19 protein-coding genes are annotated in these 25,980 nt (G+C 72.7%); 13 read left to right on the forward strand and 6 right to left on the reverse strand.

Annotated elements, in window-relative coordinates; translation table 11 throughout:
- Positions 1–112 precede the first annotated feature (112 nt).
- Positions 113–340, reverse strand: a complete 228-nt coding sequence (locus ACZ61E_RS29100) for a type A2 lantipeptide (RefSeq protein WP_469703021.1) — start codon at positions 338–340, stop codon at positions 113–115.
- 344 nt (positions 341–684) lie between these two features.
- Entirely contained in the window at positions 685–933 is a 249-nt protein-coding gene (locus tag ACZ61E_RS29105) for a hypothetical protein (RefSeq protein ID WP_469703022.1), read from the reverse strand.
- A gap of 1,240 nt (positions 934–2,173) precedes the next feature.
- Here ACZ61E_RS29105 and ACZ61E_RS29110 point away from each other — a divergent pair.
- Together ACZ61E_RS29110 and ACZ61E_RS29115 are read left to right on the forward strand one after the other, a co-directional pair.
- On the forward strand, positions 2,174–3,475 hold the full coding sequence (locus ACZ61E_RS29110; RefSeq protein WP_469703023.1) for a hypothetical protein: 1,302 nt from the start codon (positions 2,174–2,176) through the stop codon (positions 3,473–3,475).
- Positions 3,476–3,641: 166 nt separating this feature from the next.
- Positions 3,642–6,311: an ATP-binding protein gene (locus ACZ61E_RS29115; RefSeq protein ID WP_469703024.1), complete on the forward strand. Its 2,670-nt coding sequence runs from the start codon at positions 3,642–3,644 to the stop codon at positions 6,309–6,311.
- A 451-nt stretch (positions 6,312–6,762) separates the two neighbouring features.
- On the opposite strand, the gene ACZ61E_RS29120 is transcribed toward ACZ61E_RS29115, so the two are convergent.
- Positions 6,763–8,094, reverse strand: coding sequence for a D-alanyl-D-alanine carboxypeptidase family protein (locus tag ACZ61E_RS29120; protein WP_469703025.1), 1,332 nt, complete (start codon positions 8,092–8,094; stop codon positions 6,763–6,765).
- A gap of 353 nt (positions 8,095–8,447) precedes the next feature.
- Between ACZ61E_RS29120 and ACZ61E_RS29125 the strand changes: the two genes are divergently transcribed.
- The 5 genes from ACZ61E_RS29125 (at position 8,448) to ACZ61E_RS29145 (ending at position 13,282) form a co-directional block, all read left to right on the forward strand.
- A complete protein-coding gene (locus ACZ61E_RS29125; protein ID WP_469703026.1) occupies positions 8,448–10,253 on the forward strand; it encodes a sensor histidine kinase in 1,806 nt (601 codons plus the stop codon).
- Positions 10,250–10,657 carry a roadblock/LC7 domain-containing protein gene (locus tag ACZ61E_RS29130; protein ID WP_469703027.1) on the forward strand — a complete coding sequence of 136 codons (408 nt, stop codon included), beginning with the start codon at positions 10,250–10,252 and terminating at the stop codon, positions 10,655–10,657. The genes ACZ61E_RS29125 and ACZ61E_RS29130 overlap by 4 nt, the downstream gene beginning before the upstream one ends.
- Positions 10,654–11,025, forward strand: coding sequence for a DUF742 domain-containing protein (locus ACZ61E_RS29135; RefSeq protein WP_469703029.1), 372 nt, complete (start codon positions 10,654–10,656; stop codon positions 11,023–11,025). Before ACZ61E_RS29130 ends, ACZ61E_RS29135 begins: the two co-directional genes overlap by 4 nt.
- The gene (locus tag ACZ61E_RS29140; RefSeq protein ID WP_469703030.1) at positions 11,006–11,617 is read left to right on the forward strand and encodes a GTP-binding protein; all 612 of its coding nucleotides are present in this window, start codon (positions 11,006–11,008) and stop codon (positions 11,615–11,617) included. The genes ACZ61E_RS29135 and ACZ61E_RS29140 overlap by 20 nt, the downstream gene beginning before the upstream one ends.
- Positions 11,618–11,692: 75 nt before the next feature.
- Positions 11,693–13,282 carry a cytochrome P450 gene (locus ACZ61E_RS29145; RefSeq protein WP_469703031.1) on the forward strand — a complete coding sequence of 530 codons (1,590 nt, stop codon included), beginning with the start codon at positions 11,693–11,695 and terminating at the stop codon, positions 13,280–13,282.
- Between the two features lie 55 nt (positions 13,283–13,337).
- On the opposite strand, the gene ACZ61E_RS29150 is transcribed toward ACZ61E_RS29145, so the two are convergent.
- Positions 13,338–14,420: a terpene synthase family protein gene (locus ACZ61E_RS29150; RefSeq protein ID WP_469703032.1), complete on the reverse strand. Its 1,083-nt coding sequence runs from the start codon at positions 14,418–14,420 to the stop codon at positions 13,338–13,340.
- Between the two features lie 253 nt (positions 14,421–14,673).
- Positions 14,674–16,308: a CAP domain-containing protein gene (locus tag ACZ61E_RS29155; protein ID WP_469703033.1), complete on the reverse strand. Its 1,635-nt coding sequence runs from the start codon at positions 16,306–16,308 to the stop codon at positions 14,674–14,676.
- A 301-nt stretch (positions 16,309–16,609) separates the two neighbouring features.
- On the opposite strand from ACZ61E_RS29155, the gene tdh reads away from it, so the two are divergent.
- The 5 genes from tdh (at position 16,610) to ACZ61E_RS29180 (ending at position 22,584) form a co-directional block, all read left to right on the forward strand.
- On the forward strand, positions 16,610–17,641 hold the full coding sequence (gene tdh / locus ACZ61E_RS29160; RefSeq protein WP_469703035.1) for an L-threonine 3-dehydrogenase: 1,032 nt from the start codon (positions 16,610–16,612) through the stop codon (positions 17,639–17,641).
- 128 nt (positions 17,642–17,769) lie between these two features.
- A complete protein-coding gene (locus ACZ61E_RS29165; protein WP_469703037.1) occupies positions 17,770–18,951 on the forward strand; it encodes a glycine C-acetyltransferase in 1,182 nt (393 codons plus the stop codon).
- Positions 18,952–19,060: 109 nt separating this feature from the next.
- Positions 19,061–19,975 (forward strand): LysR family transcriptional regulator, encoded by a 915-nt coding sequence (locus ACZ61E_RS29170; RefSeq protein WP_469703039.1) that lies wholly within the window; start codon positions 19,061–19,063, stop codon positions 19,973–19,975.
- 543 nt (positions 19,976–20,518) lie between these two features.
- On the forward strand, positions 20,519–21,253 hold the full coding sequence (locus ACZ61E_RS29175) for a D-Ala-D-Ala carboxypeptidase family metallohydrolase (RefSeq protein WP_469703041.1): 735 nt from the start codon (positions 20,519–20,521) through the stop codon (positions 21,251–21,253).
- On the forward strand, positions 21,238–22,584 hold the full coding sequence (locus tag ACZ61E_RS29180; RefSeq protein WP_469703043.1) for an ABC transporter substrate-binding protein: 1,347 nt from the start codon (positions 21,238–21,240) through the stop codon (positions 22,582–22,584). The genes ACZ61E_RS29175 and ACZ61E_RS29180 overlap by 16 nt, the downstream gene beginning before the upstream one ends.
- Before the next feature lie 221 nt (positions 22,585–22,805).
- Here the strand turns inward: ACZ61E_RS29180 and xylB are convergent, their stop codons facing one another.
- Positions 22,806–24,281, reverse strand: coding sequence for a xylulokinase (gene xylB, locus ACZ61E_RS29185; RefSeq protein ID WP_469703044.1), 1,476 nt, complete (start codon positions 24,279–24,281; stop codon positions 22,806–22,808).
- A 250-nt stretch (positions 24,282–24,531) separates the two neighbouring features.
- Here xylB and xylA point away from each other — a divergent pair, with 250 nt between their 5' ends.
- Positions 24,532–25,701 (forward strand): xylose isomerase, encoded by a 1,170-nt coding sequence (gene xylA / locus ACZ61E_RS29190; RefSeq protein ID WP_469703046.1) that lies wholly within the window; start codon positions 24,532–24,534, stop codon positions 25,699–25,701.
- Positions 25,702–25,980: the final 279 nt, after the last annotated feature.

Genomic DNA, 25,980 nt, shown 5'->3' on the forward strand with positions numbered 1-25,980 from the left:
CCCCCCCCCCCCCCCCCCCCCCCCCCCCCCCTCCCCCCCCCCACCCCCCCCCCCCCCCCCCCCCCCCCCCACCCCCCCCCCCCCCCCCCCGCGGCCGAACTGGAGTCTCAACTCAGAGGCTGGAGACCACACCGGTGGCGAGACCGGTCACGCCCGACGTGTCGATGCCGGTGGCACCCTCGACGGTGCCGACGACGCCGCCAACCGTGCTGGAGACCGGGACGACGGAGTCGACGGTGCCGGTGACGGTGCCGACGAGGCCCCCGACGAGACCGCCCGACACGTTGTCGAGGTCGGCGTCGGAGATTTCCTGGGTCTCAACCTGGGGAGAGCGGTTCATGATGTGAGATTCCCTTCGCATGGCTATTCACAATGGCCACGACCGGCCTCGCCGTAACAGGCGGCGCCAGGTCGTCGCAGCGGTCGTCGAGGCGCTACCGCGGATTTTCCGAGTATCAGGATTCGGAAATCCGCAGAATGGCGCCGGGTGACTTCCCGCAGTGCGAAGGATCAAAGCACGACGGCCCGCCGAGTAGCCACTCGAACGCCGAACACCCGGGCCCGGCCGTGGTGTTGGAGCACGCCGAAGTGCCCGGTCGTCCATGACTTGGTGGCATCTTCTTCACGTGATCGACAACCGCGAAGTGGACATTCCCCCACCAAAGTGCCCGCAGTCGGGGTGTCTCAGGTACGGACCTGCGGCGAACTGTGTCCACCTGCGCATTCGGTGTGCAGATTCGCCGCAGAAGGCAGCCGCCGCGAAAGCCCGCCGCCGGCCGGGCGGATTGCCTCGTCACGGTATTTCCGGGGAAACGGCGCGCCTTCCAGGAGAAGGCAACATAAACGCATAACACCGTTGCGCCGGACGCGGGGCAAATGGACTGCTTCCGTCCGGTCGCCGCCCGGTTCGATATTTTCGGTGCCTTCTGTCATCCTGTGACTGGAATCGACTCTCTCGCCGGTTCTGTCCGGCGGACCGTGGGCCTCCGGTAACGCGCGCGCACTCGATGGGTGGCTCGGAGGCGTGCACCGCCGCGCGGAGGCGAGGCCGTGTTTTTCCAGTTCACGAAGGTGTCGTTGCGGCATCCTCGCCGTTTCTCCGTGCCGCCGGGCGTCGGCCGAGGGCCCCGGGAAAAGCGGAAGTTCTCATTCTCCTTGCGGTGATCGATACCGCCGGTGATTGCCCGCTCAGGTCGTCCGGCAGGCCCGGCGACACGGAGGACGGCACCCAAATGTGCCTATCCGGCGCCCGGAAAGTTCTGTGTACGGTCCGAGCCGGAGGTGAGGACACATGATTCTCGAACGCATTCGCCACCGAATTCCCGAGAGCCGCTCGGAAGAATTCGAAGCCGCCCGCGCGCGGCGGCCGGCCCGCTGGGCAGGTCGCCCGTCTGCCACGGCTTCGAGCTCTCGTGCTGTGTGGAGGAGCCAGGCCACTCCATCCTGTAGATCCGCTGGGAGTCGCTCGACAAGCATCTCAAGGACTTCCGGTCCAGCGCGGAGTTCCGCGCCTTCTTCACGGAGATCCGGCCCTGTGCCGGCGCGATCGAGGAGATGCGGCACTGCACGCCGACCGAAGTCACCGGAATCGGTGCCGGCACACCCGCGGCCCCGACCCTCTGTGAATGGGCCGGAGGCGGCGAGGCGTTCGATCGCCTTTCCAGCCGCTTCTGTGAAATCGCCGCCACCAACGAATTGCTCGCGCCGATGTTCGCCGGAATGAGCGTGGACCATCCCCGCCATGTGGCGCTCCGGGTCGGCGAGGTGTTCGGCGGCCCCGCCGAATACACGGCTCGCCACGGCGGTTACGAGGCCGTGCTCGCCCACCACGTCGGCAGTGCCGTCACCCCGGCGCAGCGCCGGCGCCGGGGTGGGACTCCTCACCGACGCGGTGGACGACATCGGTCTCCCCGCCGACCCGGAATTCGCGCCGCCTTCACGGGCCACCTCGAATGGGGCGCCCGGATCGCCCTGGAGAACTCCCCCCGACGCGGCCCCGGTACCCCGTGCCCCGGTCCCGCGCCGGGGCCGGGGAGTGGCGCCGCCGTACCGGCCGTGATCCCGGGGGACCGGCCCCCGGCCCCAACTGCCGCGCGGTAACCTCCTGATGACCGACCCGGAGGAACCCGAGGAGGACCGTGGAGCGGCGCCGCGAGCGAGGGACACGGCAGCGATGACCGACAACGTCCGCGCCCTCGAAACCGTCACCGGCGCACGCCAGACGCTCACCGTCGTCCTCCCCGTCCGGCTGCACCGCACACCCGACCCGCGCACCGGATGGACCCAGGGCCCGTACCCCTTCACCCAGGGTGCCCGCCGCACCGACACCGCCACCCGGTCCGGGTACTTCGCGCCGGCCTCCGCCCGTGTCCTCTACGGGACACCGGACCGCCCCTGCCGCTGGCACCGGGCCCTCGCGGTCAGCCACGACGGTCTGCACCTCGTCGGCCTGGAGATCCTGCGCACCGCCACCACCCGCGACCCCCGGCACGCCCTCGCCGTACTGCACTTCACCGTCGACGGGCCGCTGCTCCCGGTCCTGCGGGCCATCGGCCACCGCCCCACCGCCGGCCCCGAACCCCTCAGCGGCCCGCTCGACCCCGGCACCCTGCTCGACCCGGTCGCCGAAGTACGCGACAGGGCCGGCACATTCGCCCTCGCCCGCCCCTACACGGTCGCGTTCCTGACCCCCGGGGCCCACCACGCACCGGCACTGCGCCCGGACCCCGAAGCGACGCTGCCGCCCACCGCCGACCGCTGGCTGTGGCAGCTCGCCTCCCGCTCCACCCCGGGCGACTTCCCCGTCGCACCCGAGAGCGCTCCGCACCACGACGCCTCCACGGTGCGGATATCCGCCGACTGGAGCGCCCTCGTCCTGCGCCACGGCGCCGCGTTCCTCGGACACCGCGCCGACAGCGGGGACGGCGACTTCTACGACTTCGGCGCCCTGCACGCCCGCACCGTCTACCTCGACGCGCTCCTCCTCGGATCGCTCCAGCGCGACCACATCGACGAACTCACCGAGGAACTCTCCGAAGCCTTCGACTCCGAGCGCCTCACCCGCCGGGTGACCGCCCTGGAGAAGAACATCGCCCGCTTCCGCAGCACCTACTGGCGCCAGCACCTCACCGCCCACGGGCCCGCCAACGGTCTGCTGCGCGCCTTCCAGCACCAGCACCGGCTCCCCGAGCGGTTCGCCGAGATCCTCGCCGAGGCCGCCGACTACAGCCGGCTGGTCCAGACCCTGGAGAGCCAGCAGATCAGCGGCGCGCTGGGTGTCCTGACCATCCTCGGGCTGCCGCTCGGCACGGCGCTGAGCGTCCTTCAAGTACTCGGCGACGAATCCGTCCGCCATCTCCTCGTCGCGCTCGGCCTCTCCGTCGCCGCGACGGCCGCGGCCCTCACCACCCGCTACGGCCGGCTGGTCCTGTCCTCGCTCCGGGGCGGCAGCACCGCACCCGGCAGACGCCGCTGAACGCACCGGCGAGGGCCCCGCCGGACCTGCGCGCGATCGGTACATGGATACGAACGATCACCATCGGCCGAAAACGTTCGGATCCGTACGCGTCCCTGCCCATCCGCCGGATGAGCGGACTAGTGTCGGCAACTGATCTGCCCGCCCGCTCACCTCAAGGAGAGTGATGGTGCCCGCGTCGGAGCACTCGGTCGGCCTCCCGCTCCTCGAACGCGAACCGGAGATCGCCGCCGCCGCGCACGCCGTCGACGGGCTCTTCGGAGCGACACCGTCCGGCGGGCTTCTCGTCTACCGCGGCGCGGCCGGACTCGGCAAGACCGCTCTGCTCTCCGAGGTCCGGCGCATGGCGGCCGGCCGCTGCACGGTCCTTTCGGCGCGCGGCGGCGAGACCGTGACCTCCGTGCCCTTCCACGTCGTACGGCAGCTCCTGCAACCTGCCCTGACGGAGCGTCAGTCCGACGGAATACGCCAACTGCTCGGCGACGGGTACGACATCGTGGGACCCGCACTCGGAGTCGCGCCGCCCGGCGCGCGGCACGCCGATCCCCAGGGCGTCAGGGACGGCTTCGACACCCTCTTCCGCGCACTCGGCGAACAACTGCCCCCGCTCGTCCTGATCATCGACGACGCACACTGGTCGGACCTCGAATCCCTCGCCTGGCTCGCCTCCTTCGCCCGGCGTACGGGCGGCCCGCCGATCCTGGTCGTCGTCGCGTACCGCGTCGAGGACGCCATCGGTGAATGCGCCCACCTCCTGCGGGCCCTCGGCGAGAGCGCCCGGCTCCTCGTCACGCTCAAGGCACTCACCTCCGAGGCCACCGCCGAACTCGCCCGCGCCACCCTCGGAGAACACGCGGACGAACCGTTCTGCCGCGAGGTGTGGGAAGTCACCGGCGGCAACGCCTACGAAACCGTCGAACTCCTCGCCAAGGCGCGCGACCAGGCCCTCGACCCGGTCGGCGAGTCCGCCGACGCGCTCGGCGCGCTCGGCGCCGCGACACGGGGCACCGGCCTCGTCGCCGGACTGGAGGAACTCGGCACCACCACGGTCCGCTTCGCCTGGGCCGCCGCGATCCTCGGCACCGACATCTCGCCCCAACTCGTCATGTCCCTGGCCGGGATGGGCCCAGCGGAGGCCGCCGACTGCGCGGAACGGCTCCGGCTGGCCCGCATCCTCGTCGGCACCGACCCGCTGGAATTCGTCCACCCCCTCATCGCCACCGCCGTCTACCGCGCCATCCCGACGGCCGTCAGGACCGCCCTCCACGGCCGGGCCGCCTGGCTCGTCACCCGCAGTGGGCGGGGCGCCGCCCTCGCCGCCCGGCACCTCCTCGAAGTCCACCCCGACAACGACGCCGAACTCGTGGAGCAGTTGCGCGAGGCAGCCGCCGAACATCTCTCGGTCGGCGCCCCGGACGCCGCCCGTCGCTGCCTCGAACGTGCCCTGAAGGAACCGCCGTTGCCCCGCATAGGGGCCGAGGTGCTGTACGAACTGGGCTGCGCCACACTCCTGTCGTCACCGGCCACCACCGTCGGCCATCTGCGCGCGGCGATCGACACCCAGCTCCTCGACGACAGCCTGCGCGTCGACGCGGTCTTCCGGCTCTCCCAGGCCCTGACCCACAACGACCAGACCCGGGAGGCGGCCCAGGTCGTCGCCGCCGAAGCAGCCCGCACCGCGCCGGGACCCGCCCAGATGCGCCTCAGGGCCGCGCACTTCCTGTGGGAGGGCGTCCAGGACGCCGAGGACGACGGCGGGGAACGGGCCCGCCGTCTCACCCGGACAGCGGCCCGTCTGAGCGGACGCGACAACACCGAACGCGTCCTGCTCATGCTGCGCGCCTTCGACGCCACGGCACGCGGTGAGAGCGCCGACGAGATCGTCCAGATCGGAGAACGCGCCCTGGTCGACGGCGCGCTGGCGCCCGGCACCGGCTGGACCGGCACGTCCTGGGGCTTCGAACCACCCGCGCTGCTCGCGCTGTCCTTCGCGTTCGCCGACCGGCTCGACCGCGCGGAGAGCCTGTTCGACGAGGGCATGCGGGCCTTCGAGATCTCCGGCTGGAGCGGCGGCCATCTCGCCTTCGCCCATACGCTCGTCGGCTACGCCCACCGCAGACGGGGCCGGCTCGCCGAGGCGGAGGCGTATCTGCGCGAGAGCCTGCGCCTGGCCGACCGGGTCGGCGACCGGCTGCCGATGCACTGGAACGGCATCTGCATGCTCGTCGACACCCTGCTCGCGCGTGGCCATGTCGACGAGGCGCACGAAGCCGCCGAGCGCTATGCCTTCGCGCCGCCGTACGCCTCCTCCATCGCCGTCCCCGACGCCCGCTCCGTACGCGGCCGGCTGCTGCTCGCCCTCGGCCGCACGGAGGAGGCGATCACCGAACTCGAGAACACGGGGCGGGCGTTGACCGCGCGTGGCAGGCACAACGGGGTGATGGCGCCCTGGGCGTGCGACCTGGCGCGGGCACTGGCCGATGTGAACCCGGATCGCGCCGCGGAACTCGCCGCCTACGCCCGCGACCGGGCCGAGCGTTTCGGCACGCACACCGCGATCGGTGTCGCGCTGTGCACCTCGGCCGCTCTGACCGAGGGACCGGCCGCCGTGGAACTGCTGGCCGACGCCGTCACGCATCTCGAAGCGTCACCCTGTACGTACGAGCTGGCGGTCGCGCGGGTCGAGTACGGCATCGCCGCACGTTCCGCCCCGGATCTCGGGCGTGGCCGCGTGCTCGCCGAGGAGTGCGGCGCCGACGGGCTCGCGGAGCGTGCCCGGCTGGCGCTGGAGGGCACCCGCACGGCGGGCGGCGGCGCGGGTCACCACCAGGACTGAGGACCGCGCCACGGATGGGCGTCGTCCCCGCCGGGACGGCTCCTTCCTGTCGGCTGAACGGCGCACGCGGCGGCGCGGAGGGCTGAGGGCCGGCGCCGCGCCACGGGTGGGCTCCGCCCTGTCGGCCGAACGGCGCACGCGGCGGGGCGTGTCACCGCCAGGGTTGAGGGCTGCCGCCGCGCTACGGGTGGGCGTCGGCCTCGCCGGGGCGGCTCCTTCCTGTCGGCCGAACGGCGCACGCGGCCGAATGGCGCCGCGGCGGCGCGGAGGGCTGAGGGCCGGCGCCGCGCCACGGGTGGGCTCCGCCCTGTCGGCCGAACGGCGCACGCGGCAGCCGGTCGCGGCCGTCGCCCCGGGACGCACGTGCCGGGACGAGGGCCGGACGCCCACGCCCCTCGCGTCCGCCGTGTCGGCGTGGGCGCCGTCCGCGTCCCCACCGCGACGCACGCGTTCAGGACACCGGCGGCGTCGGGTGCGGCTCCGTCGGACTCCGGCGGCGCCGCGCGTTGCGCCGTACGAGGAACAGCGCCAGCGCGGCGAGGCACGCGGCCCCGATGAACACGACGGGCCAGACGTACCCCGACGGCGCGGACGGTTCGGCCCGCGCCGCGTCGGCGAGACGGGGCGCCCGCGCGCTCTCGGTGGCCGTGGCCGCGACCGACTCCGGCCCCGCCGCACGGCCCACCCGCGCGATCAGCCCCCGCTTCTCCTGCTCGGACGCCTGACGCGGCGGGCTCGGGGGCCGGGGCGGCTCCAGCGACCCCACGGGCGTCACGGCGGGCGCCGCCCTGAAGCCCCAGTCCAGCAGGGTCCTGGCCTCCTCGTACACCGCGTGCGAGACCCCGGACTGCGGGTTCATCACCGTCACCAGCAGGGTGCGGTCCCCACGCCGGGCCGCCGCGATCAGCGTGTTCCCCGCGTTCGTCGTGTAGCCGTTCTTGACGCCGATCAGCCCCCGGTAGCGCCGCACGCCGTCGGCGCCCGTCAGCAGCTTGTTCGTGTTCCGGATACCGAAGGCCGAGCCGCGGTCACCGGGGAACCGCGCTTCTGCGGTCGAGCAGTACTTCGCGAACTCCGGCATCTTCAGCCCGGCGCGGCCGAACACCGCGAGGTCGTACGCCGACGACACCTGCCCCGGCTCGTCATAACCGTCCGGTGAGACCACGCGGGTGTCGCGGGCTCCCAACTGCCGTGCCTTCGCCTGCATCTGCGCGATCGTCGATTTCCAGCCGCCGTTCATCCCGGCCAGTACCCGCACCGCGTCGTTGCCCGAGCTGAGGAACACACCCCGCCACAGATCGGCCACGTCGTACTTCTGTCCAGCGGCGATGCCCACCAGGCTGCTGCCCTCGCCGATCCCCGCCAGATCGGCCCTGGTCACGCTGTGCCGGGTGCCCGAGGGGATCCGGGGCAGCGCGGTGACGGCGAACAGGGCCTTGAGCGTGCTGGCGGGCGGCAGCGCGCGGTGCGCGTTGCGCGCGGCGAGCACCGCGCCCGTGTCCGCGTCGGCGACGACCCAGGAGAGGGCGGAGACGTCCTTGGGAGGCGCGGGCGCGCCCGACGTCGTGCGTACGTGCGTACCGGGCCGGTGGAGCAGCGCGGGGTCCGCCCGCGAAGGCGTGTCGGCGGTGGAGGCCGTGGTGGTCCCGGTGGTCGCGGCGGTCGCGGCGGTGGCCGTGGGGCCGGACACCGCCGCCGGGAGAAGGGCCAGCAGGCCGGCCAGTCCGCTGGTCAGGGCCACCGTGCGGGCGAACGCGGGACGCGGGAGCAATCTGATGATCATTCAGCCACCGTAGAAACGGCGGAAGCCCCGCGCACGGCCGCCTGAGCCGACCGGAGGTATCCCCGTCCGCCGCCGCCCGCCCGGTCCGACCGCGGTCGCCAGGGGCACAAAAACCCGCAATTCGAACTGGTGTCGTCACTCTCCGTGCCGTCTGCGCCGCGCTCCGTACGAAACGCGCGAGTCTATGCCTGCCGGGCCGGTCCCCGCGCGAGGTTCATGAATATGCCGGTGACCACTTTCCCTCGCACTAGGCTCTCGCGGAGCGCCCCGAGTTGATACGTAATCAGGCGCTTGTTCCCGTGTGCCGCAATAGTTTCGAATACCCGGCCTGAATCGACCGCCAGAGGGCTTACATGGTTCGTGTTGAAGCACCGATGAATGATCAGGCGTCACCCACCGTTCGCGCGCTTCTGCTCTCCGCGGCCCTGATGACGACGGTGACCGCCGCCGTCGTGGTACTCGTCGCCGACGCCGCCCGGATCCCGGTCGCGGCGTACGGCGCGGTCGCCACCCTCCTCGTCACCTGGGGGGCCGTCGAGATCGCGCGGCGGGGACAGGCGACCCGTGAACTGCGTGTGCGCCACGGCCAGCACGTCGCCTTCCTGGAAAAGCGCATCGCCGAGCACGACAGCCGGAGCGTGCGCCTCGGCAAGGAACTGATGCCGCTCGCCATCCACCAGCTCCGCCGGGGGAACTCACCCCAGGAGGTCATGGACGTCATCGTCGACGGTGACGAGCGCTACCGCGAACTGCCCGACTCGCAGCGCGTGTTGCTCCGCGCGATCCTCGACATCGTCGACGACGAGGAGGCCATGCGTGAGTCCGCGCAGCGCTCCTTCGTCAACATCGCCCGGCGCGTCCAGTCCCTCGTGCACCAACAGGCGAGCGAACTGCGCGAGATGGAGGAGCACCACGGCCGTAACCCCGAGGTCTTCGACGACCTGCTGCGCATCGACCACGGCACGGCCCTCATCGGACGGCTCGCCGACAGTGTCGCCGTACTCGGCAAGGCCCGGCCCGGACGCCAATGGCCCCGGCCCGTACCGCTGTTCAGTGTGCTGCGCGGCGCGATGTCCCGGATCCTGGAGTACCAGCGCGTCGATCTGCACTCGATCGCCAAGGTCGCCGTCGTCGGGACGGCCGTCGAGCCGCTGATCCACGCGTGCGCCGAACTCCTCGACAACGCCACCCGGTACTCGCCGCCGCAGACGCGCGTCCACGTGACCGCCGTCGAGGTGCAGACCGGTATCGCGATCGAGATCGAGGACGGCGGCGTCAGCCTCAGCGAAGAGGCGCGGGCGAGGGCCGAGCGGATGCTCGCACAGGCGCAGGCCGGCATCGATCTCAACGACCTCGGTGAGAGCCCGCGGCTGGGCATGGCCGTCGTCGGCAGGCTCTGCCAGATGTACAACCTCCAGGTGTCGCTGAGGCAGTCCGCGTACGGAGGCGTCCGCGCCGTCCTCGTCGTACCGCGCGACGTGGTCACCACCGGGCCCGCGCCCGGGATCGCCCACGGCATCGGCGCGTCCGCGCTGGGCACCGGCGGCGCCGAGCTGCCCGAGACGCGCCGCCCGCGCACCGGCGACGCCTCGCGTACGGGGGCCGTCGCCGCTACGCCCGGCCCGGCCGGCCGGACCGCACCGGTCCCGGACCCCGCGCCCGCCCCGGCAGTCGTTCCCCCGCCCCGCCCGGCCACCGGTCCCGTGCGGTCCACCCCCGTCGGGGCGGCCATGGAGGACGACGTGCCCGTCGTCACCGAGTGGACGGCGAACGGGCTTCCACAGCGCCGCAGCCGCGGCAGGGCCCCGCTCGGCTCGCACAACATCGTGCGGGCACCCGCGCCGCGGCGGGCGAACGGCGCCTCCGCCACCGGTGCTCCGGGGACGGCCGGTGCTCCGAGCGCGCCGGGCACCGTGAACGGCGCCGGGGAAGCCAGGAAACCCGGCCCCGGTATCTGGCTCGAAGCCTTCACCAAGGCGGTCAACGGCGACCCGCACCCGCAGGAGCCGCCGACCGGCACCACCGGCACCACCGGCACCACCGGCACGTCAGGGACGTCAGGCGTCACAGGCGTGACAGGCACGGGAGACACGCCGCCGGACCGGCCCGGCGAGCGCGGGGAATCAGACGACGTGTGGGGCAAAGGGGACCTGAAGTGATCCAGCAGCGTGCCAACTTGGACTGGATGCTCAAGGAGCTCGCGGACGGCGTTCCGCAGATCCAGCAGATCGTCGTGCTCTCGGCCGACGGACTGCGGATCGCCGGGCACGGCGGCGACCCCGATGCCGCCGACCGGCTCGCCGCCGCCTGCGCGGGACTTCAGAGTCTCGCCGCCGCCGTCGCCGCCGAGATCCCCATGAGCGACGGCCGGATGCGGCTCGTCGTCATCGAAGTGAGCGGCGGATTCTTCTACTTGATGGAGGCGGGCACCGGCGCCTACCTCGCCGTTCTCGCCGACGAGACGGTGGACGCCGGTCTCGTCGGCGCCCGGATGCGGGACATGGTCGTGCGGATCGGCGCCCATCTGACGAGCCCGCCGCGGTATGACGGGCAGACCGGATGACTCCTCCCCGACGAGAACGCAGGCTGCCCGGGGCGGACGTCGGGGACCCCGAACGGCTGTACGTGATCACGGGAGGCCCGGACGGCGCGCGGCGCGCCTCGCTCGACCTCGTCACCATGATCGTGGCACGCGAGGCCCCCTCGCCGAGGGTGCCGCCCGAACAGGCCGCCATCCTGCGGCTCTGCGGGGCGCCGCTGTCGGTGGCCGAGCTGTCGGCGTATCTCGGACTGCCGTTCAGCGTGGTGACGGCGCTACTGACCGACCTCCTCACGACCGATCTGGTCGAGTCCCGCGCGCCCGTGGCCCGCGCCGCACTCCCCGACAGATCCCTTCTCGAAGCGGTGATGCATGGACTCCAGAAGCTCTGACACGATCGCGGGCCCCAGGAGCGAGGACGTACTCCCCACCACGGCGACATCCGCGGTGAAGGTCGTGATCGTCGGCGGATTCGGGGTCGGCAAGACCACCATGGTCGGTTCGGTGAGCGAGATCCGCCCGCTCACCACCGAAGAGACCATGACCCGGGCCGGCGTCGGGGTGGACGACAACTCCGGGGTGGAGAGCAAGACCGCCACCACCGTCGCCATGGACTTCGGCCGGATCAGCATCAGCGAGCGACTCGTGCTCTACCTCTTCGGCACCCCCGGCCAGGAACGCTTCTGGTTCCTCTGGAACGGGCTCTTCGAGGGAGCGCTCGGCGCCGTCGTCCTCGTCGACACCCGCCGCCTCGAAGTCAGCTTCGACGTGATCGGACGGCTGGAGGAGCGCGGTGTGCCGTTCGTCGTCGCGGTCAACACCTTCCCCGACGCGCCGAGCCATCCCGTCGAGGCGCTGCGCGCCGCGCTCGACCTGCCGGACGAGGTGCCCATGGTCGACTGCGACGCGCGGCTGCGGGCGTCGAGCCGTGACGTCCTGCTGACCCTCATGCGCTATCTGCACTCGCTGGCGCTGCCGGCCTGACTCCCCCCGGCCCCCACCCGCTCGCGGCCCGGCCCCCTTGACCCGATCCCTGTTCCTCCCCTCCCTGGAGCGACCGTGACAACGCCCCATCCGCACCGGCCCGGCCCGGACGACCACGCCGCGCCGCCGCCGGGCTGCCCGGCCCACGGCCTGGTCGCCGACGCCTTCGGCGACCACCTCGCACCCTCCGGACCGCGACGGCTCTACGGCCCCGAGGCCGAGAACGACCCCATGGGCCTGTACGAGAAGCTGCGCGCCGAGCACGGGCCGGTGGCACCGGTCCTGCTGCACGGCGACGTACCCGCCTGGCTGGTCCTCGGCCACGGCGAGAACCTGCACATGACGCGCACCCCGTCCCAGTTCTCGCGGGACTCCCGCCGCTGGCGCGCGGTCAACGACGGCAGCGTGCCGCCCGACCACCCCCTCGCGCCCGTCTTCACCTGGCAGCCCATCTGTGTCTTCGCGGACGGCGCCGACCACGAGCGGCTGCGCGGCGCCGTCACCGACTCGATCGCCCGGATCGACCACCGGGGCGTACGGCGCTTCATCAACCGCTACAGCAACCGGCTCGTCAACGACTTCTGCCAGGACGGCAGGGCCGACCTCGTCAGCCGTTTCGCCGAGCACCTGCCGATGATGGTGATGACCCAGATACTCGGCATGCCCGAGGAGTACGACGAACGCCTGGTCGAGGCGGCCCGCGACATGATCAAGGGCACCGAGACGGCCGTCGAGAGCAACGCGTACGTGATGGCTGCCCTGGACCGGCTGGTGGCGCGCCGCCGGGCGGCGCCCGCCGAGGACTTCGCGAGCCGGCTCGTCGAGCACCCCGCCGGACTCACGGACGCGGAGGTCGCCCAGCATCTGCGCCTGGTGCTCATCGCCGCGTACGAGACCACGGCCAACCTGATCGCCAACGTGCTCCGCATGGTCCTCACCGACCCGCGGTTCCGTGCCCGGCTCAGCGGCGGCCATATGACCCTCCCCGAGGCCGTCGAACAGACGCTCTGGGACGAGCCGCCGTTCACCACCATCTTCGGCCGGTGGGCGGTCGGCGACACGGAGCTGGGCGGGCAGCGGATCAAGGCCGGTGACGCGCTGATCGTCGGGATCGCCGCGGCCAACGTCGACCCGGTGGTACGACCGGACGTCAGCGCCTCCATGCGGGGCAACCGTGCCCATCTGGCCTTCAGCGGGGGGCCGCACGAGTGCCCGGGGCAGGACATCGGGCGGGCGATCGCCGACACGGGCATCGACGCGCTGCTGCTGAGACTGCCCGACCTGCAACTGGCCGTGCCGGAGGAGGACTTGCGCTGGTCGGCTTCGCTGATGTCGCGACATCTGCTGGAGCTGCCGGTGACGTTCGCCGCGCGTCCGCCGCAGGACGTCGCCGGACCGCCGTCGGCCACGCCGGGGCACGCGCCGCGCACCGAGTGGCAGGTGGAGTCGCCGCCGCCGGTGCCCCCGCGGGGCGCGCCAGGCGCCCTCGCCGCACCGTCGCGGGCGCACCCCGCCGGGTCGGAGCCGCCGGCCACCGTGACCGGGGCGCCCTCCGGGGCCCCGTCCGCTCGACCGGCGCCCGCCGGGGCGATCCCGGCGCAGCGCGGACCCGGCGCGCCGGCGCGTGCCTGGCGGGCCGTGACGCGCTGGTGGCGAGGTTACTGAGACCGGCGGTCCGACGGGCGAGGGCGGGCGGGAGCCGGCCGGAGCGGCCAGGGGGTCAGCCGGTGGCGTCGAGCTGCTCCCACCACCAGGAGATCGTGGGGATCGGCAGCGGCTCCCGTCCGGCGTCGGAGGGGGCCGCCTTCCACCACCCACCCGGCTCGGCCGCCGGACCCGACGGCACCGAGTAGCGTGGACAGACCGAAGCCCAGTCCAGATGACCCCGTACGAACTGCCCCAACCCCTCAATGTAGGCGCGCAGTTCGTCGCTCGCGTCCCTGAGCACCTGCTCGCTGAGGCGGCGGTGCAGCACCATCACCCGGTCCCGCATCGCCACCGCGTGCCGAAGCGCCTCGCGCGGCTCGCAGCCCAGCTCCTGGCAGAGCACGTCGATCAGATTGAGATCGTCGCCCGCCCGCAGCAGTTCCTTGTTCCGGGAGTAGAGGTCGTTGTCCCAGCTGACCAGCGTCCAGGCCATCTCGGTGAGCGCCTGGACACGCGGGTCCGCCAACTCCTCGTCCCGTACCGAGAATCCGCCGACGATCTCGATCATCGCCGTGGACGGCGCCATCCCTATGGCCCGCATCCACAGGGTGATGTAGTCGTTCAGGGACGGCAGTTCGGGGCTCCGGCGCCAGGACGCCTCCCACACGAGACCCGAGGTGTACACCCGCATGGCGTCGGTCCAGCGGCTCAGCTGCCGGGGGGTGGCGTACTGCGCCAGCTCCGTCCGCAGGGCGCGCAGCGCCGCGGTGTGCGGGGAGTCGGCGCGGGAGTTCGCTGCCGGGGCCTCGACCGCGCGCAGGATGCGGGAGGTCTCCTGTGCCAGCAGATCCGCCGTGGCGTCGGTCTCGTCGCAGACCCCGTCGTCGAGCGAGAAGAGCACGGCGTGGAGCCTGGCCATCAGGGTGAGTGGTTCGAGACTTCCGTACGGCATCGTCCAGGCCGTGAGTCCGCCGAAGTCGCAGACGGCGAGGCGTTCGAGCTGCTGCTCGTCGGTGTCCAGGTTCTGGCGGAGCATCCAGTCCACGGTCAGGTCGTTGAGGACGTCGGCGCCGGGATGCGCGGCCGGTTCCACCGGGCAGTAGAACGGCACGGCCGGTAGCTGCCGGGACAGGACCTGTTCCTCGACGCACGTCATGACCGGCCTCCTGGGAAAGCTGTGGGCGCAGGGCGGGTTCGGTGTGAATCTGGTGCGGTGCGGTGTGAGGCGGAAGTGGTACGAGTGGAGCGTATCTGCCCATGACGGTTCGTCAACAACGGAACAACCGACCCATGTCTGACCGAAAACCGACCGACCGTGACCGCCACGTCACCATCGGGTCGCCGGACCGGGCGAAGCGCGTGGCTTCCGTCGGCCCGCCACTCGCCCCTCGGTCAGCCGCGCTCCCGCGTCAGCCGCGCGCCCCGAACGCCTGGGTCCACCACGGTCCGCCGGTCCCCTCGTGGACACCGACGCCGATCTCCTTGAAGGCGCAGTTCAGTATGTTTGCCCGGTGGCCGGGACTCTTCATCCAGCCCTCCATCACCTGGGCGGCCGTCTGCTGTCCCCGGGCGATGTTCTCGCCGTACGTGGACCATGAGTAGCCGGCCGCCGTGATGCGGTCACCGGGGTCCTTGCCATCGGGACTGTTGTGGTCGAAGTAGCCTTTGGCCGCCATGTCCTGGGAGTGGTTCAGCGCGGCGGTGTCCAACTGCGAGTTGGCGCTCACCGGGCCGCAACCGGCCTTGGACCGCTCGGAGTTGACGAGTGTGGTGACCTGTTCGGCCAGTCCGGCGCCACCGCCCGGCTTGGGGTCGTCCGCCGGCGGTTCCGGATCGGGCTTCGGGGCCGGATCGGCCGTGGAGGGGCGCGGGGCGGCCGTGGTCCTGCTCGGCTCGGCCGGCTTCTTGGACGGCGAACGGGTCGGCGACGGTGACGGGCTCGCGCTGGTGCGCGAGGGGGAGGGGCTGGGGGACGTCTCCGCCGGGCTCGCCGCCGACCTGGGCTCCGGCGCCTCCGGTTCGACGGCGGTCGACGCGCGTGACTCGTCCTTGTCCCGGTCGCTCGCGACGAGCTGGGCGACGCCCCCGGCGGTGAGCAGCGCGGCGACGGCCGCGGTCACGGTCACGGCGCGGCGCCGCTTGGCCCGCCGGTCGCGGCGCTGGGCGTCCCTGGCACCGGTACGGCTTCCCTCGTGCGAGACGCCCCTCGCCACGGCGCCGTGCGGAACACCGCCGCCACTACCGCTGCCACCGCCGAAGCCGTCGCCGGACGCCGCGCCGCCCGCGCCGTACGAGGCGGCGGCCCGGTCCCCGCTCCCGCCCACCGGCACCGGTGCGAGACCGGCCACCAGACCGTCGGCGGGCGCCAGTCCGGCCGCGTACCCCGAGCAGACCGTGCAGTCGTACGTGTGCCGAGCCATGCGCTCGCGCCAGAGCGGGGACGGCACACCGTCCCAGCCGCCCGCGAGCTGCTCCAGCAGGACGCAGGGCTCCCGCGCCGACAGCGCGCGGACGACCACGCGGGCGGTGTCCAGTTCGTGCCGCATGCGGGCGACCCGCGCGTCCACCTGCTGGGCGTTCGCGGCCAGGGCGGCGGCGACCTCGGACCGGGTGAGCTCACCCGCGGTCTCCAGCCACCACAGCGCCACGAGCGCGTGGTGCTCCCGGTCGACCCAGCGCGTGGCCTCGGCGACCTCCCGGTGCTGACCGGAGAGCCCGAGGCGGCTGATCATCAGATCGACGAAGTCGAAGTCGGGGCGGGGCAGGGTGAGGTCGTACACATAGTCCGCGTGCTCGCGGATCCGCGCGACCGTCGCGGTGACCAGGTACGGGCGGAAGTCCCCGGGGCGGCGCAGTCCGCCGAGACCGCCGAGGGCATGGCGGAGCGCGTCGCGCGCCAGCGCGTCCACGTCCGGATGGCCGTGCAGTGCGTGGCCGACGAGCTGGTGGACAAGCGGCAGCGACTCGTGGCCGAGCCGGTCGAGCGCCGACCGGTCCCCGGCCTGCGCCGCCTTGACCACTGAGGTCTTGAACGGACTGCTCACGCTGTCTCACTCCACTCGTGACTCGCGGTGGGCACCGATCGTAAGGGGAACAGCGGGACCGTACCCCCTTGATGACGTACGCGGCGCCGTACAAGTGGGCGAATTCATATCCGGCCACCCGTCCGGATCTTGATGCGCCTGTTCGACGTGAAGCACAGCTGTCGACCCGCTTAAGAAAACCTCGATGGACTGAACGGTCGCGACGGCGGCACATTGGTGCCGACACCGATCAGTGCCGTTCGCGTCACGCACCCGCGTGCCTGCGCGCGTCCGCGCACCCGCACCGCCTGGAGCCGCCCCGATGAAGGCACTTGTGAAGCTGACGGCCGAGCCGGGGCTACGGCTCACCGATGTGCCCGAGCCGGAGGCCGGCCCCGCGGACGTCCTCATCAAGGTTCTGCGCACCGGCATCTGCGGCACCGATCTGCACATCCGCGCGTGGGACGGCTGGGCCCGCCAGGCGGTCGAGGCGCCGCGTGTCCTCGGCCACGAGTTCGTCGGCGAGGTCGCGTCCGTCGGCGCCGACGTCCGTGACATCGCCGTCGGCGATCTCGTCAGCGGTGAAGGGCACTTGGTCTGCGGCAAATGCCGTAACTGTCTGGCCGGGCGCAGGCATCTGTGCCGCAGCACGGTCGGACTCGGCGTCGGACGGGACGGCGCGTTCGCCGAGTACGTCGCGCTGCCCGCGTCGAACGTCTGGGTCCACCGCTCACCCGTGGACCTCGACATCGCGGCGATCTTCGACCCGTTCGGCAACGCGGTGCACACCGCGCTCACCTTCCCCCTGGTCGGCGAGGACGTGCTGATCACCGGCGCCGGCCCGATCGGCATCATGGCGGCTGCCGTCGCCCGGCACGCGGGCGCGCGCAACGTCGCCATCACCGACGTCAGCCCCGACCGTCTGGCGATCGCCCGCAAGGTCGGGGCCACGCTCGCGCTCGACGTCTCGGCCCCGGGCACCGGCATCGCCGAGGCACAGCGACTGCTCGGTCTCAAGGAAGGCTTCGACATCGGCCTGGAGATGTCCGGCCGGCCCGAGGCGATGCGCGACATGGTCGACAACATGACGCACGGCGGCCGGATCGCCATGCTGGGCCTGCCCGCGGCCGAGTTCGCCGTCGACTGGGCGAAGATCGTGACCTCCATGATCACGGTCAAGGGCATCTACGGCCGCGAGATGTACGAGACGTGGTACGCGATGACGGTGCTGCTCGAAGGCGGCCTCGACCTCGCGCCCGTCATCACCGGCAGCTACGGCTACGAGGACTTCGACGCGGCCTTCGACGAGGCGGCCAAGGCATCCGGCGGCAAGATCATCCTCAACTGGGCCTGACCGGGCCGGACCCGGTTCCCGCCGGGCCCGGCCCTCGTGGGCCCGGCCCCCGCCTCCGGCCCCGCCCCGTCGCCGCGCCCTGCCGCCCCGCACCCTCGCCCGCCCACTCTTCCCACCGGGAGCCCCCTATGTACGCGTCCGTCCGCGACGACCTCCGCGCCACCCTCGACGAGATCCGCGACGCCGGTCTCTTCAAGCCCGAGCGCGTGATCACCACCCCGCAGAGCGCGGCCGTCTCCGTCGCCTCCGGCGACGTCCTCAACTTCTGCGCGAACAACTACCTCGGCCTCGCCGACCACCCCGATGTCGTCGCCGCGGCCAAGGACGCGCTCGACCGGTGGGGCTACGGCATGGCCTCCGTACGCTTCATCTGCGGCACCCAGGAGATCCACAAGGAGCTGGAGCGGCGGCTCTCCTCGTTCCTCGGCCAGGAGGACACGATCCTCTACTCCTCCTGCTTCGACGCCAACGGCGGAGTCTTCGAGACCCTTCTCGGCCCCGAGGACGCGGTCATCTCCGACGCCCTCAACCACGCCAGCATCATCGACGGCATCCGGCTCTCCAAGGCCCGCCGGCTGCGCTACGCCAACCGGGACCTCGCCGAGCTCGAAGCACGCCTCAAGGAGTCGCAGGACGCGCGCCGCCGGCTCGTCGTCACCGACGGGGTCTTCTCCATGGACGGCTACGTCGCGCCCCTCGCCGAGATCTGCGACCTCGCCGACCGCTACGACGCCATGGTGATGGTCGACGACTCGCACGCCGTCGGCTTCGTCGGACCCGGCGGCCGGGGCACTCCCGAACTGCACGGTGTGATGGACCGCGTCGACATCATCACCGGCACGCTCGGCAAGGCCCTGGGCGGCGCGTCCGGCGGCTACGTCGCCGCGCGCGCCGAGATCGTCGCCCTGCTGCGCCAGCGCTCGCGCCCGTACCTCTTCTCCAACTCCCTCGCCCCGGTGATCGCCGCCGCCTCGATCAAGGTCCTCGACCTGCTGGAGAGCGCCGACGGACTCCGCGAGCAGCTCAACGCGAACACGGCCCTCTTCCGTACCGAGATGACGGCTGCCGGGTTCGAGATCCTGCCCGGCGACCACGCCATCGCCCCCGTCATGATCGGCGACGCCGCGGAGGCCGGACGCATGGCGGAGCTGCTGCTGGAGCGCGGGGTGTACGTGATCGGGTTCTCGTACCCCGTCGTACCGATGGGACAGGCGCGCATCCGCGTCCAGCTGTCGGCGGCGCACTCGGCGCAGGACGTCCGGCGGGCGGTGGCGGCGTTCACCGACGCGCGCGACGCGCTCAAGGGCTGAGGCCACCGGGCGCCGGGGGAGCGGCGGGGCCGGAGGGCACTGACCCCGGCACGCCCCGGCTCCGGCACGCTACGGGCCCGGACCCGCTGTGGCCTGGCAGTATGGGCGGGTGATCGACCCCCGGCGTCTGCGCATCCTGCGAGCCGTGGCGGACCACCGTACGGTGACCGCCGCGGCCGCCGCGCTGTATCTGACCCCGTCGGCCGTCTCCCAGCAGCTCGCCGCACTGGAGCAGGAGACCGGCCACGCGCTGCTGACCCGCAGCGGCAGGGGCGTACGGCTGACGGCCGCAGGGGAGATCCTCCTCACACACGCCCACGAGGTCCTCGCCCAGCTGGAGCGGGCCGAGGCGGAGCTGGCGGCGTACGCGGGCGGAGCGGCCGGCGAGGTCACGGTCGCCGCCTTCGCCACGGGGATCGCCGAGGTGCTGGCCCCGGCCGTCGCGCACCTCGCCACGTCGGACCCCGGCATCCGCGTACGGGTACGGGACTCCGAGGGCGACGAGAGCCTGCCCCTGCTGCTCGACGGCCAGGCGGACGTCGCGCTCGCCGTCGAGTACCGGGGCGCCCCCACCGAGGACGACCCGCGGCTGTCACGCGTACCGCTGTACGCCGAGCCGTTCGACGCGGTACTGCCCGAGGGGCATCCGCTGCGCCACGAGACCGAGGTCCCACTCGCCGGGCTGTCGGACAGCGACTGGATCAGCCCCTACCCGGGCAACCCCTGTCATGAAGTGATGCGCCTCGCCTGCGAGTTGGCGGGCTTCGAACCGCGCCTGGTGCACTCCTCGGACGACTTCCGCGCGGTGGTCGCCCTCGCGGGCGCGGGCGCGGGGGTGGCGCTCGTGCCGCGCTCGGCGCTGCGCGGGATGGAGCTGAAGGGCACGGTCGTCCGCCCGGTCTCCGGCCCGCCCGCCACCCGCCGGGTCTTCGCGGCGGTCCGCAGGGGCGCGGAGCACCACCCGCTGATCCGCCCGGTCCTGGACGCCCTCACGGAGTCGGCGTCGGGCCTGACGACGGGCTGAGCACCAGCCCCGATCGTCGAACTGAGCTGTCACCGGGCCCCTTTGTGGGGCGAACGACCGTCACACCCGGCGATCCGGCCCCACTACCGTGCCCGTCGTACGAGGCCGACACCGGTCGTCGGGGCGCGTGACGTCACTCGCCCCGGTGGCCGCCTCGGCGAGCAGAGACCCCCACGAGCACTGGAGACGCCATGGCGAAGCGCGGTCCCGTCCGGCGCACGCCCGCCCCCGGTCTCGCCGCCCCGGCCGGCGTCCGCGACGCGGAGGCGGCACGGCCTGCCGGGTCGACCGGGCCGCCGCGAGCGCCTGCTCCGACCGGGCGGCCCGGCCGTACCGCCGAGCGGCTGTCGGTGCCCTTGCCGTCCTGAAGACCCCGGCGGGCCACCGGCCGACCCTTCGATGCGGCCCGCCGGGGGACCCCACCCCCGTCCGTCTCCGGGCGCCTCCGGTCCGCGCCGTGCCGTCGCCCGTCCTCCCGTCCACCGCGCACGAACGCATGAACGCATGAACGCATGAACAGCCCCTACCGACAAAGGAGTCGCCGTGTTCAGAAACGCGTTGCACACCTCGCTCGCGCTTGTCATGATCTCGACGGGTGCGGTCGCCGGTGTGACCGTCACGGCCGGTTCCGCGCAGGCCGCGTCCAACTGCGGCCAGCCGATCACCGGCCTGCCCTTGCAGCAGGGCAGCCAGGGCACCTCGGTGGAGCGTCTTCAGGTCCGTGTCGCCGGGTTCGTGGACAGCGGCGAGGTGCTGTCGACCGACGGGGTCTACGGCGCGCGCACCAAGGAGGCGGTCCGTAAGTTCCAGGCGGAGTACGGCCTCAAGGCCGACGGGATCGCGGGCAGCCAGACGGTCGACAAGATCTACTCGCTCCAGGACTCGGACTGCACGCCCATCCATTTCTCGTACGCCGAGTGGAACAAGTGCAACTCCACCTGGGCGGGCGGCGCGGTGTCGGCGACCGCCGCCAAGGCAAACGCCCGCAAGAGCATGTGGAAGCTGGAGGCGCTGCGCAAGAAGCTCGGTGGCAGCCCGGTCCCGATTTCCAGCGGCTTCCGCTCGAACAGCTGCAACGCGGCCGTGGGCGGTGTCTCCGGCAGCCGGCACACCTACGGGGACGCGGCGGACATGCCGGGCACGCAGACCTGGCGCTGCAAGCTGCACAACGGCGCCAAGAGTTCCGGGTTCAGGGAGATCCTCGGCCAGGGCTTCCCGGGTCACAACGACCACACCCACGTGGGCATGACCGGCTCACGGCAGTGGCACGGCTGCTAGACCGGGCCGTGTCCCTCACCAGACGGAGCTTCCTCGGCGCCGGGGCGTCCACCGTGCTCGGCGCCGGTGCGGCCGGGTGCGACTCGGGCTCCGCCGACCGCGGCCCGGCCGCCGAGCCCCTCGTCGTCCTCGTGCCCGAGGACGCCACCACGCGGATCCACGCGGCGACCGTCCGCCGCTTCAACGAGTCACCCGCCGGGGCGCGGGCGGAGGGGGCCGCCGAACTCCGGGACGCCCCGGCGCCGTCGTACGCCCGCGCGCTGGACGGGGCACTGGAGGGCGGCGACCGTGGCCCGGACCTCCTCTTCACCTGGAACCCCGGAGCCGTGCGCGTCTCCGCGGAGGAGCACCGGCTGGTCGACCTGTACAACCTCACCGAGGAGTACCCCGAGTTCGGCGAGCGGCTGCTGCCGGGGGTCCTGGAGGGCTGTGCCGTCAACCTCCGCCCCTTCGGCATCCCGGTGCGCGGCACCCGGCCGGTCGTCCTGTTCTACCACCGCGCCCTGTTCGCGGATCTCGGCCTCGAACCGCCCGCCACCTGGTCCGCCCTGAAGAAGGCCGCGGCCCGGCTGCGTGCCGCGGGCGTCGTACCCGTCGCACTGGCCGGGTCCGATCCCGCCGCCGCGGCGAGATGGCTGGAGTACCTGGTGGAGCGCATCGGCGGCCCGGAGGTCGCGGACCGGGTCCGGTCCGGTGACAACTCCGCGTGGAACGACCGGACCGTGCTGCGTGCCGCGCGGGAGATCGCCTCCCTGCTCGACAGCGGTGCGTTCGGCGCCGACGGCGGCGCAACCGCTACCGGTGGCGCCGCCGCCGCGCTGCTCGCCAGGGGACGGGCCGGCCTGCTCCTGGCGGAGTCCGCGCAGCACACGGAACTCGCCCGTGCCTTCCCGTCGTTCACCGGCAGGAACCTGGGATGGGTGCCGTTCCCGGCGGTCGAGCGGGGCAAGGGGCGGCCGGGGAGTCTGCTGGGCACCCCGGCCGGCTATCTGACGATGAGCGAGCGCACCGTGAACCGGCTCGCCGCCGTCGCCCTGCTCAAGGAGTTCACCGGTACGGCGCACAGCCAGGCCCTGCTGCGGGCCGGGGAGGTCCCCGCCACGAGCGGCGCGGCGAAGCTGCTCGGCCACGCGCCGTACCCGGAGTTCGCCCGGTTCCAGTACGACCTGGTGAGGAAGGCCCCGGACTTCACCGTCAGCTGGGAGAGAGCCGTGCACCCGGCCTGGCGCGATCCGCTGCTCACCGAGGTGGGCAAGCTGTTCGCCGGCCGGTCCACGCCACAGGAGTTCGGCAGGGCGATGGGGCGCGTGGAGCTGCCGGTGGGCGGGTGAGCGCGGCCGGCGGGACGCTCGGAACGCGCCCTGGGCGACCGGCCGCGCGATCAGGACGACCACGATCACGTCACCGCCCCGGCCGCGATCAGCCGCCGTTCCGGACGGTTCGAGAGAGTGGTGCAGAGGGCCTTGCGGGACAGGGGCCGGCGGGGCGGACGGGGGGCCGGGCACTGCCGTACACCGCTGTCCCACCCGCCCCGCGGGCCCCGCTGAACGCCCTACGACAGCAGACTCGGCGCCGCCCGGTCCAGCACCGACCCGACGCGTTCCCAGGTCGCCATGTCGCGTTCCACCGGCGGGAGTTCGGGGCCGTCGCCGGTCTTCCAGGCGGTGGCGATCGCCACCGGGTCCCCGCCGCCGGCGGCCGACGCCGCCAGCGCCGCCGCGCCGAGCGCGACCAGCTCGCCGCTCTCCGGCACGATCACCGGGCGCCCGGAGAGGCGCCGTACGGTCTCCACCCAGGTGCGGCCCTGGGCGCCGCCGCCCACCAGTCGCAGCGGCCGGTTCGCCGCCACCGGGTCCGCCGGGTCGAGACCGCAGGCGCGCAGTACCTCGTCCAGCGCCCGCAGGACCGTGTACGCCGCGCCCTCGTACGCGGCGCCGAGCAGCTGCTGTGGCGTGGTGTCCTGCCGCAGCCCCGTCAGCAGACCGGCCGAGGTCGGCAGATCGGGGGTGCGTTCGCCGTCGAGGTAGGGCAGCAGGACCGCCTCGCCGCCGGGTGCCACGTCCTCGCGGTCGAGGCGCAGCAGTTCGGCGACCTTGTCGACGGCGAGCGTGCAGTTCAGGGTGCAGCCGAGCGGGAGGTACGTGCCGTCGGCCGCCGCGAAACCGGACAGCGCGGCCGAGGCGGGCCGCGTGCGGGTGGCGGCGAAGACCGTGCCGGACGTACCGAGGCTCAGCACGGGGTGGTCCAACAGCCCGGCGCCGCCGAGGCCGAGGCCGACGGCCGCGCTCATGTTGTCGCCGGTCCCGGCGGCGACCGCGATCCCGGCGGGCAGACCGAGCTGTTCGGCGGCGGAGGCGGTGAGCGAGCCGACCCGCGCGGCGCCGGTCGGGGCGACGGCCGGCAGCAGTGACGCGTCGAGGCCGACGAGCGCGAGCAGTTCGGGGTCGTACGCCCCGGTCGCCGTGGAGTACCAGCAGGTCCCCGACGCGTCACCGGGGTCGGTGGCCGCCGTGCCCGCGAGGCGTTCGGTGAGGAAGTCGTGGGGGAGCCGGACGGCCGCCGCCGCGTCGGCGGAGGCGGCGTCGTTCTCCCGGAGCCACTGCCACTTCGCGGCCGTCATGGAGGCGACGGGCACGGATCCGGTCCTGGCGGTCCATGCCTCCGGCCCGCCCAGCGCCTCCGTGAGGGCGGTGGCCTGCGGGGCCGAGCGGGTGTCGTTCCACAGCAGTGCGGGCCGCAGCGGCTTCCCGGCCGCGTCCAGCACCACCAGGCCGTGCTGCTGGCCGGCGACCGCTATGCCCGTGACGGCGGACGCCGGGACGCCGGACTCCTTCAACCCCATGGCGACGGCCTCGCGCAGCGCCTGCCACCACACCTCGGGGTCGGTCTCCCGCGCCCCGGCCTCGCCCGTCACCCGGTGCGGGGCGCGCCCGACGGCGAGCAGCCGTCCGGTCGCCGCGTCGGTGAACGCCGCTTTGGTCGACTGGGTGGAGCTGTCGACGCCGATGACCACCTGGCTGTGCGGCACGCTCGTACCTCTTCCTGATTCCGGGCTTGCGGCGGGATTTTGACCGCAGGCCAACAAATTACGCGATGTTGTCGTGCATCCGGCAGGTACTGATGTCATTTCCTTGCTGAAGGGGGTGTTCGACGCCTCGAACAGGGTTGGTTGAACACGGGGTCTTTTCCGTGTCCACCCGGACGTGCATTATTAGTCATGTCAGGAAACAAAAAGGTCTGCACCTGCCGGACCTGAGGTATCGAAGGCGGCCTGAGAAATGACGGAACGCTTCACTCCCACCCCCTCGGACAAGTTCAGCTTCGGTCTGTGGACGGTCGGCTGGCAAGGCAGGGACCCGTTCGGTGACGCGACGCGCCCGGCGCTCGATCCCACCGAGTCCGTACAGCACCTCGCCGAACTGGGCGCCTACGGGGTGACCTTCCACGACGACGACCTGATCCCGTTCGGCTCGTCAGACGCCGAGCGCGAGGCGCACATCAAGCGCTTCCGGCAGGCGCTCGACACCACCGGGCTCGTCGTGCCGATGGTCACCACCAACCTCTTCACCCACCCCGTCTTCAAGGACGGCGGCTTCACGGCGAACGACCGCGACGTCCGCCGCTACGCGCTGCGCAAGACGCTGCGCAACCTCGACCTGGCGGCCGAGCTTGGCGCCAAGAAGTTCGTCGCCTGGGGCGGCCGGGAGGGCGCGGAGTCCGGCGGCGCCAAGGACGTGCGTCTGGCGCTGGACCGGATGAAGGAAGGCTTCGACTTGCTCGGCGAGTACGTCGTCTCGCAGGGGTACGACATCAAGTTCGCCATCGAGCCCAAGCCGAACGAGCCGCGCGGCGACATCCTCCTGCCGACCGTCGGCCACGCGCTCGCCTTCATCGAGCGCCTGGAGCGCCCCGAGCTGTACGGCGTCAACCCCGAGACCGGCCACGAGCAGATGGCCGGGCTGAACTTCCCGCACGCCATCGCGCAGGCCCTGTGGGCGGGCAAGCTCTACCACATCGACCTCAACGGCCAGCACGGCACCCGCTACGACCAGGACCTGCGCTTCGGCGCCGGCGATCTGCGCGCCGCGTTCTGGCTGGTGGACCTGCTGGAGTCGGCGGGCTGGGACGGCTCGCGGCACTTCGACTTCAAGCCGCCGCGCACCGAGGACTTCGACGGGGTGTGGGCGTCCGCCGCCGGCTGCATGCGCAACTACCTGATACTCAAGGAGCGCGCCGCCTCCTTCCGCGCGGACCCGGAGGTCCAGGAGGCGCTGCGCGCCGCGCGCCTGGACGAGCTGGCGCAGCCGACCGCCGCCGACGGGCTGACCGGCCTGCTGGCCGACCGGGGCGCCTACGAGGACTTCGACGTGGCGGCCGCCGCGAGCCGAGGCATGGCGTTCGAACACCTCGACCAGCTCGCCATGGACCACCTCCTGGGCGCCCGCTGATCCGGCGCTGACACGACCGAGCCCTGACGCGACCGAGTCCTGACACGACCGAGTCCTGACACGACCGCACACGCGGGACGGCCCCCACCGCCGGTCCGCCCCGCGTGTGCGCGTCACCGGACTCCGCCCTCCGTAGCGAGGGCCCACGCCCCGCGACCCCCGCGGGGCGTCCTCCGTTGGACGAGGGCCGAAGGTGGGATTCGGCTCGTCCATCCAGCCTCAGACACGCGATCCCGGAGCCTTTGTGGGGATACCGGCACTTGGCGTGGCCGCAGCCAT

Source organism: Streptomyces sp. NPDC104581 (genome assembly GCF_055583685.1).

Coding starts and splice junctions, on each gene's coding strand:
- ACZ61E_RS29120 (WP_469703025.1), bottom strand. CDS start 8,094: ATGATCATCAGATTGCTCCCGCGTCCCGCGTTCGCCCGCACGGTGGCC.
- tdh (WP_469703035.1), top strand. CDS start 16,610: ATGAAGGCACTTGTGAAGCTGACGGCCGAGCCGGGGCTACGGCTCACC.
- ACZ61E_RS29150 (WP_469703032.1), bottom strand. CDS start 14,420: ATGACGTGCGTCGAGGAACAGGTCCTGTCCCGGCAGCTACCGGCCGTG.
- ACZ61E_RS29165 (WP_469703037.1), top strand. CDS start 17,770: ATGTACGCGTCCGTCCGCGACGACCTCCGCGCCACCCTCGACGAGATC.
- ACZ61E_RS29135 (WP_469703029.1), top strand. CDS start 10,654: ATGACTCCTCCCCGACGAGAACGCAGGCTGCCCGGGGCGGACGTCGGG.
- ACZ61E_RS29140 (WP_469703030.1), top strand. CDS start 11,006: ATGGACTCCAGAAGCTCTGACACGATCGCGGGCCCCAGGAGCGAGGAC.
- ACZ61E_RS29100 (WP_469703021.1), bottom strand. CDS start 340: ATGAACCGCTCTCCCCAGGTTGAGACCCAGGAAATCTCCGACGCCGAC.
- ACZ61E_RS29105 (WP_469703022.1), bottom strand. CDS start 933: ATGACAGAAGGCACCGAAAATATCGAACCGGGCGGCGACCGGACGGAA.
- ACZ61E_RS29110 (WP_469703023.1), top strand. CDS start 2,174: ATGACCGACAACGTCCGCGCCCTCGAAACCGTCACCGGCGCACGCCAG.
- xylA (WP_469703046.1), top strand. CDS start 24,532: ATGACGGAACGCTTCACTCCCACCCCCTCGGACAAGTTCAGCTTCGGT.
- ACZ61E_RS29115 (WP_469703024.1), top strand. CDS start 3,642: ATGGTGCCCGCGTCGGAGCACTCGGTCGGCCTCCCGCTCCTCGAACGC.
- ACZ61E_RS29125 (WP_469703026.1), top strand. CDS start 8,448: ATGGTTCGTGTTGAAGCACCGATGAATGATCAGGCGTCACCCACCGTT.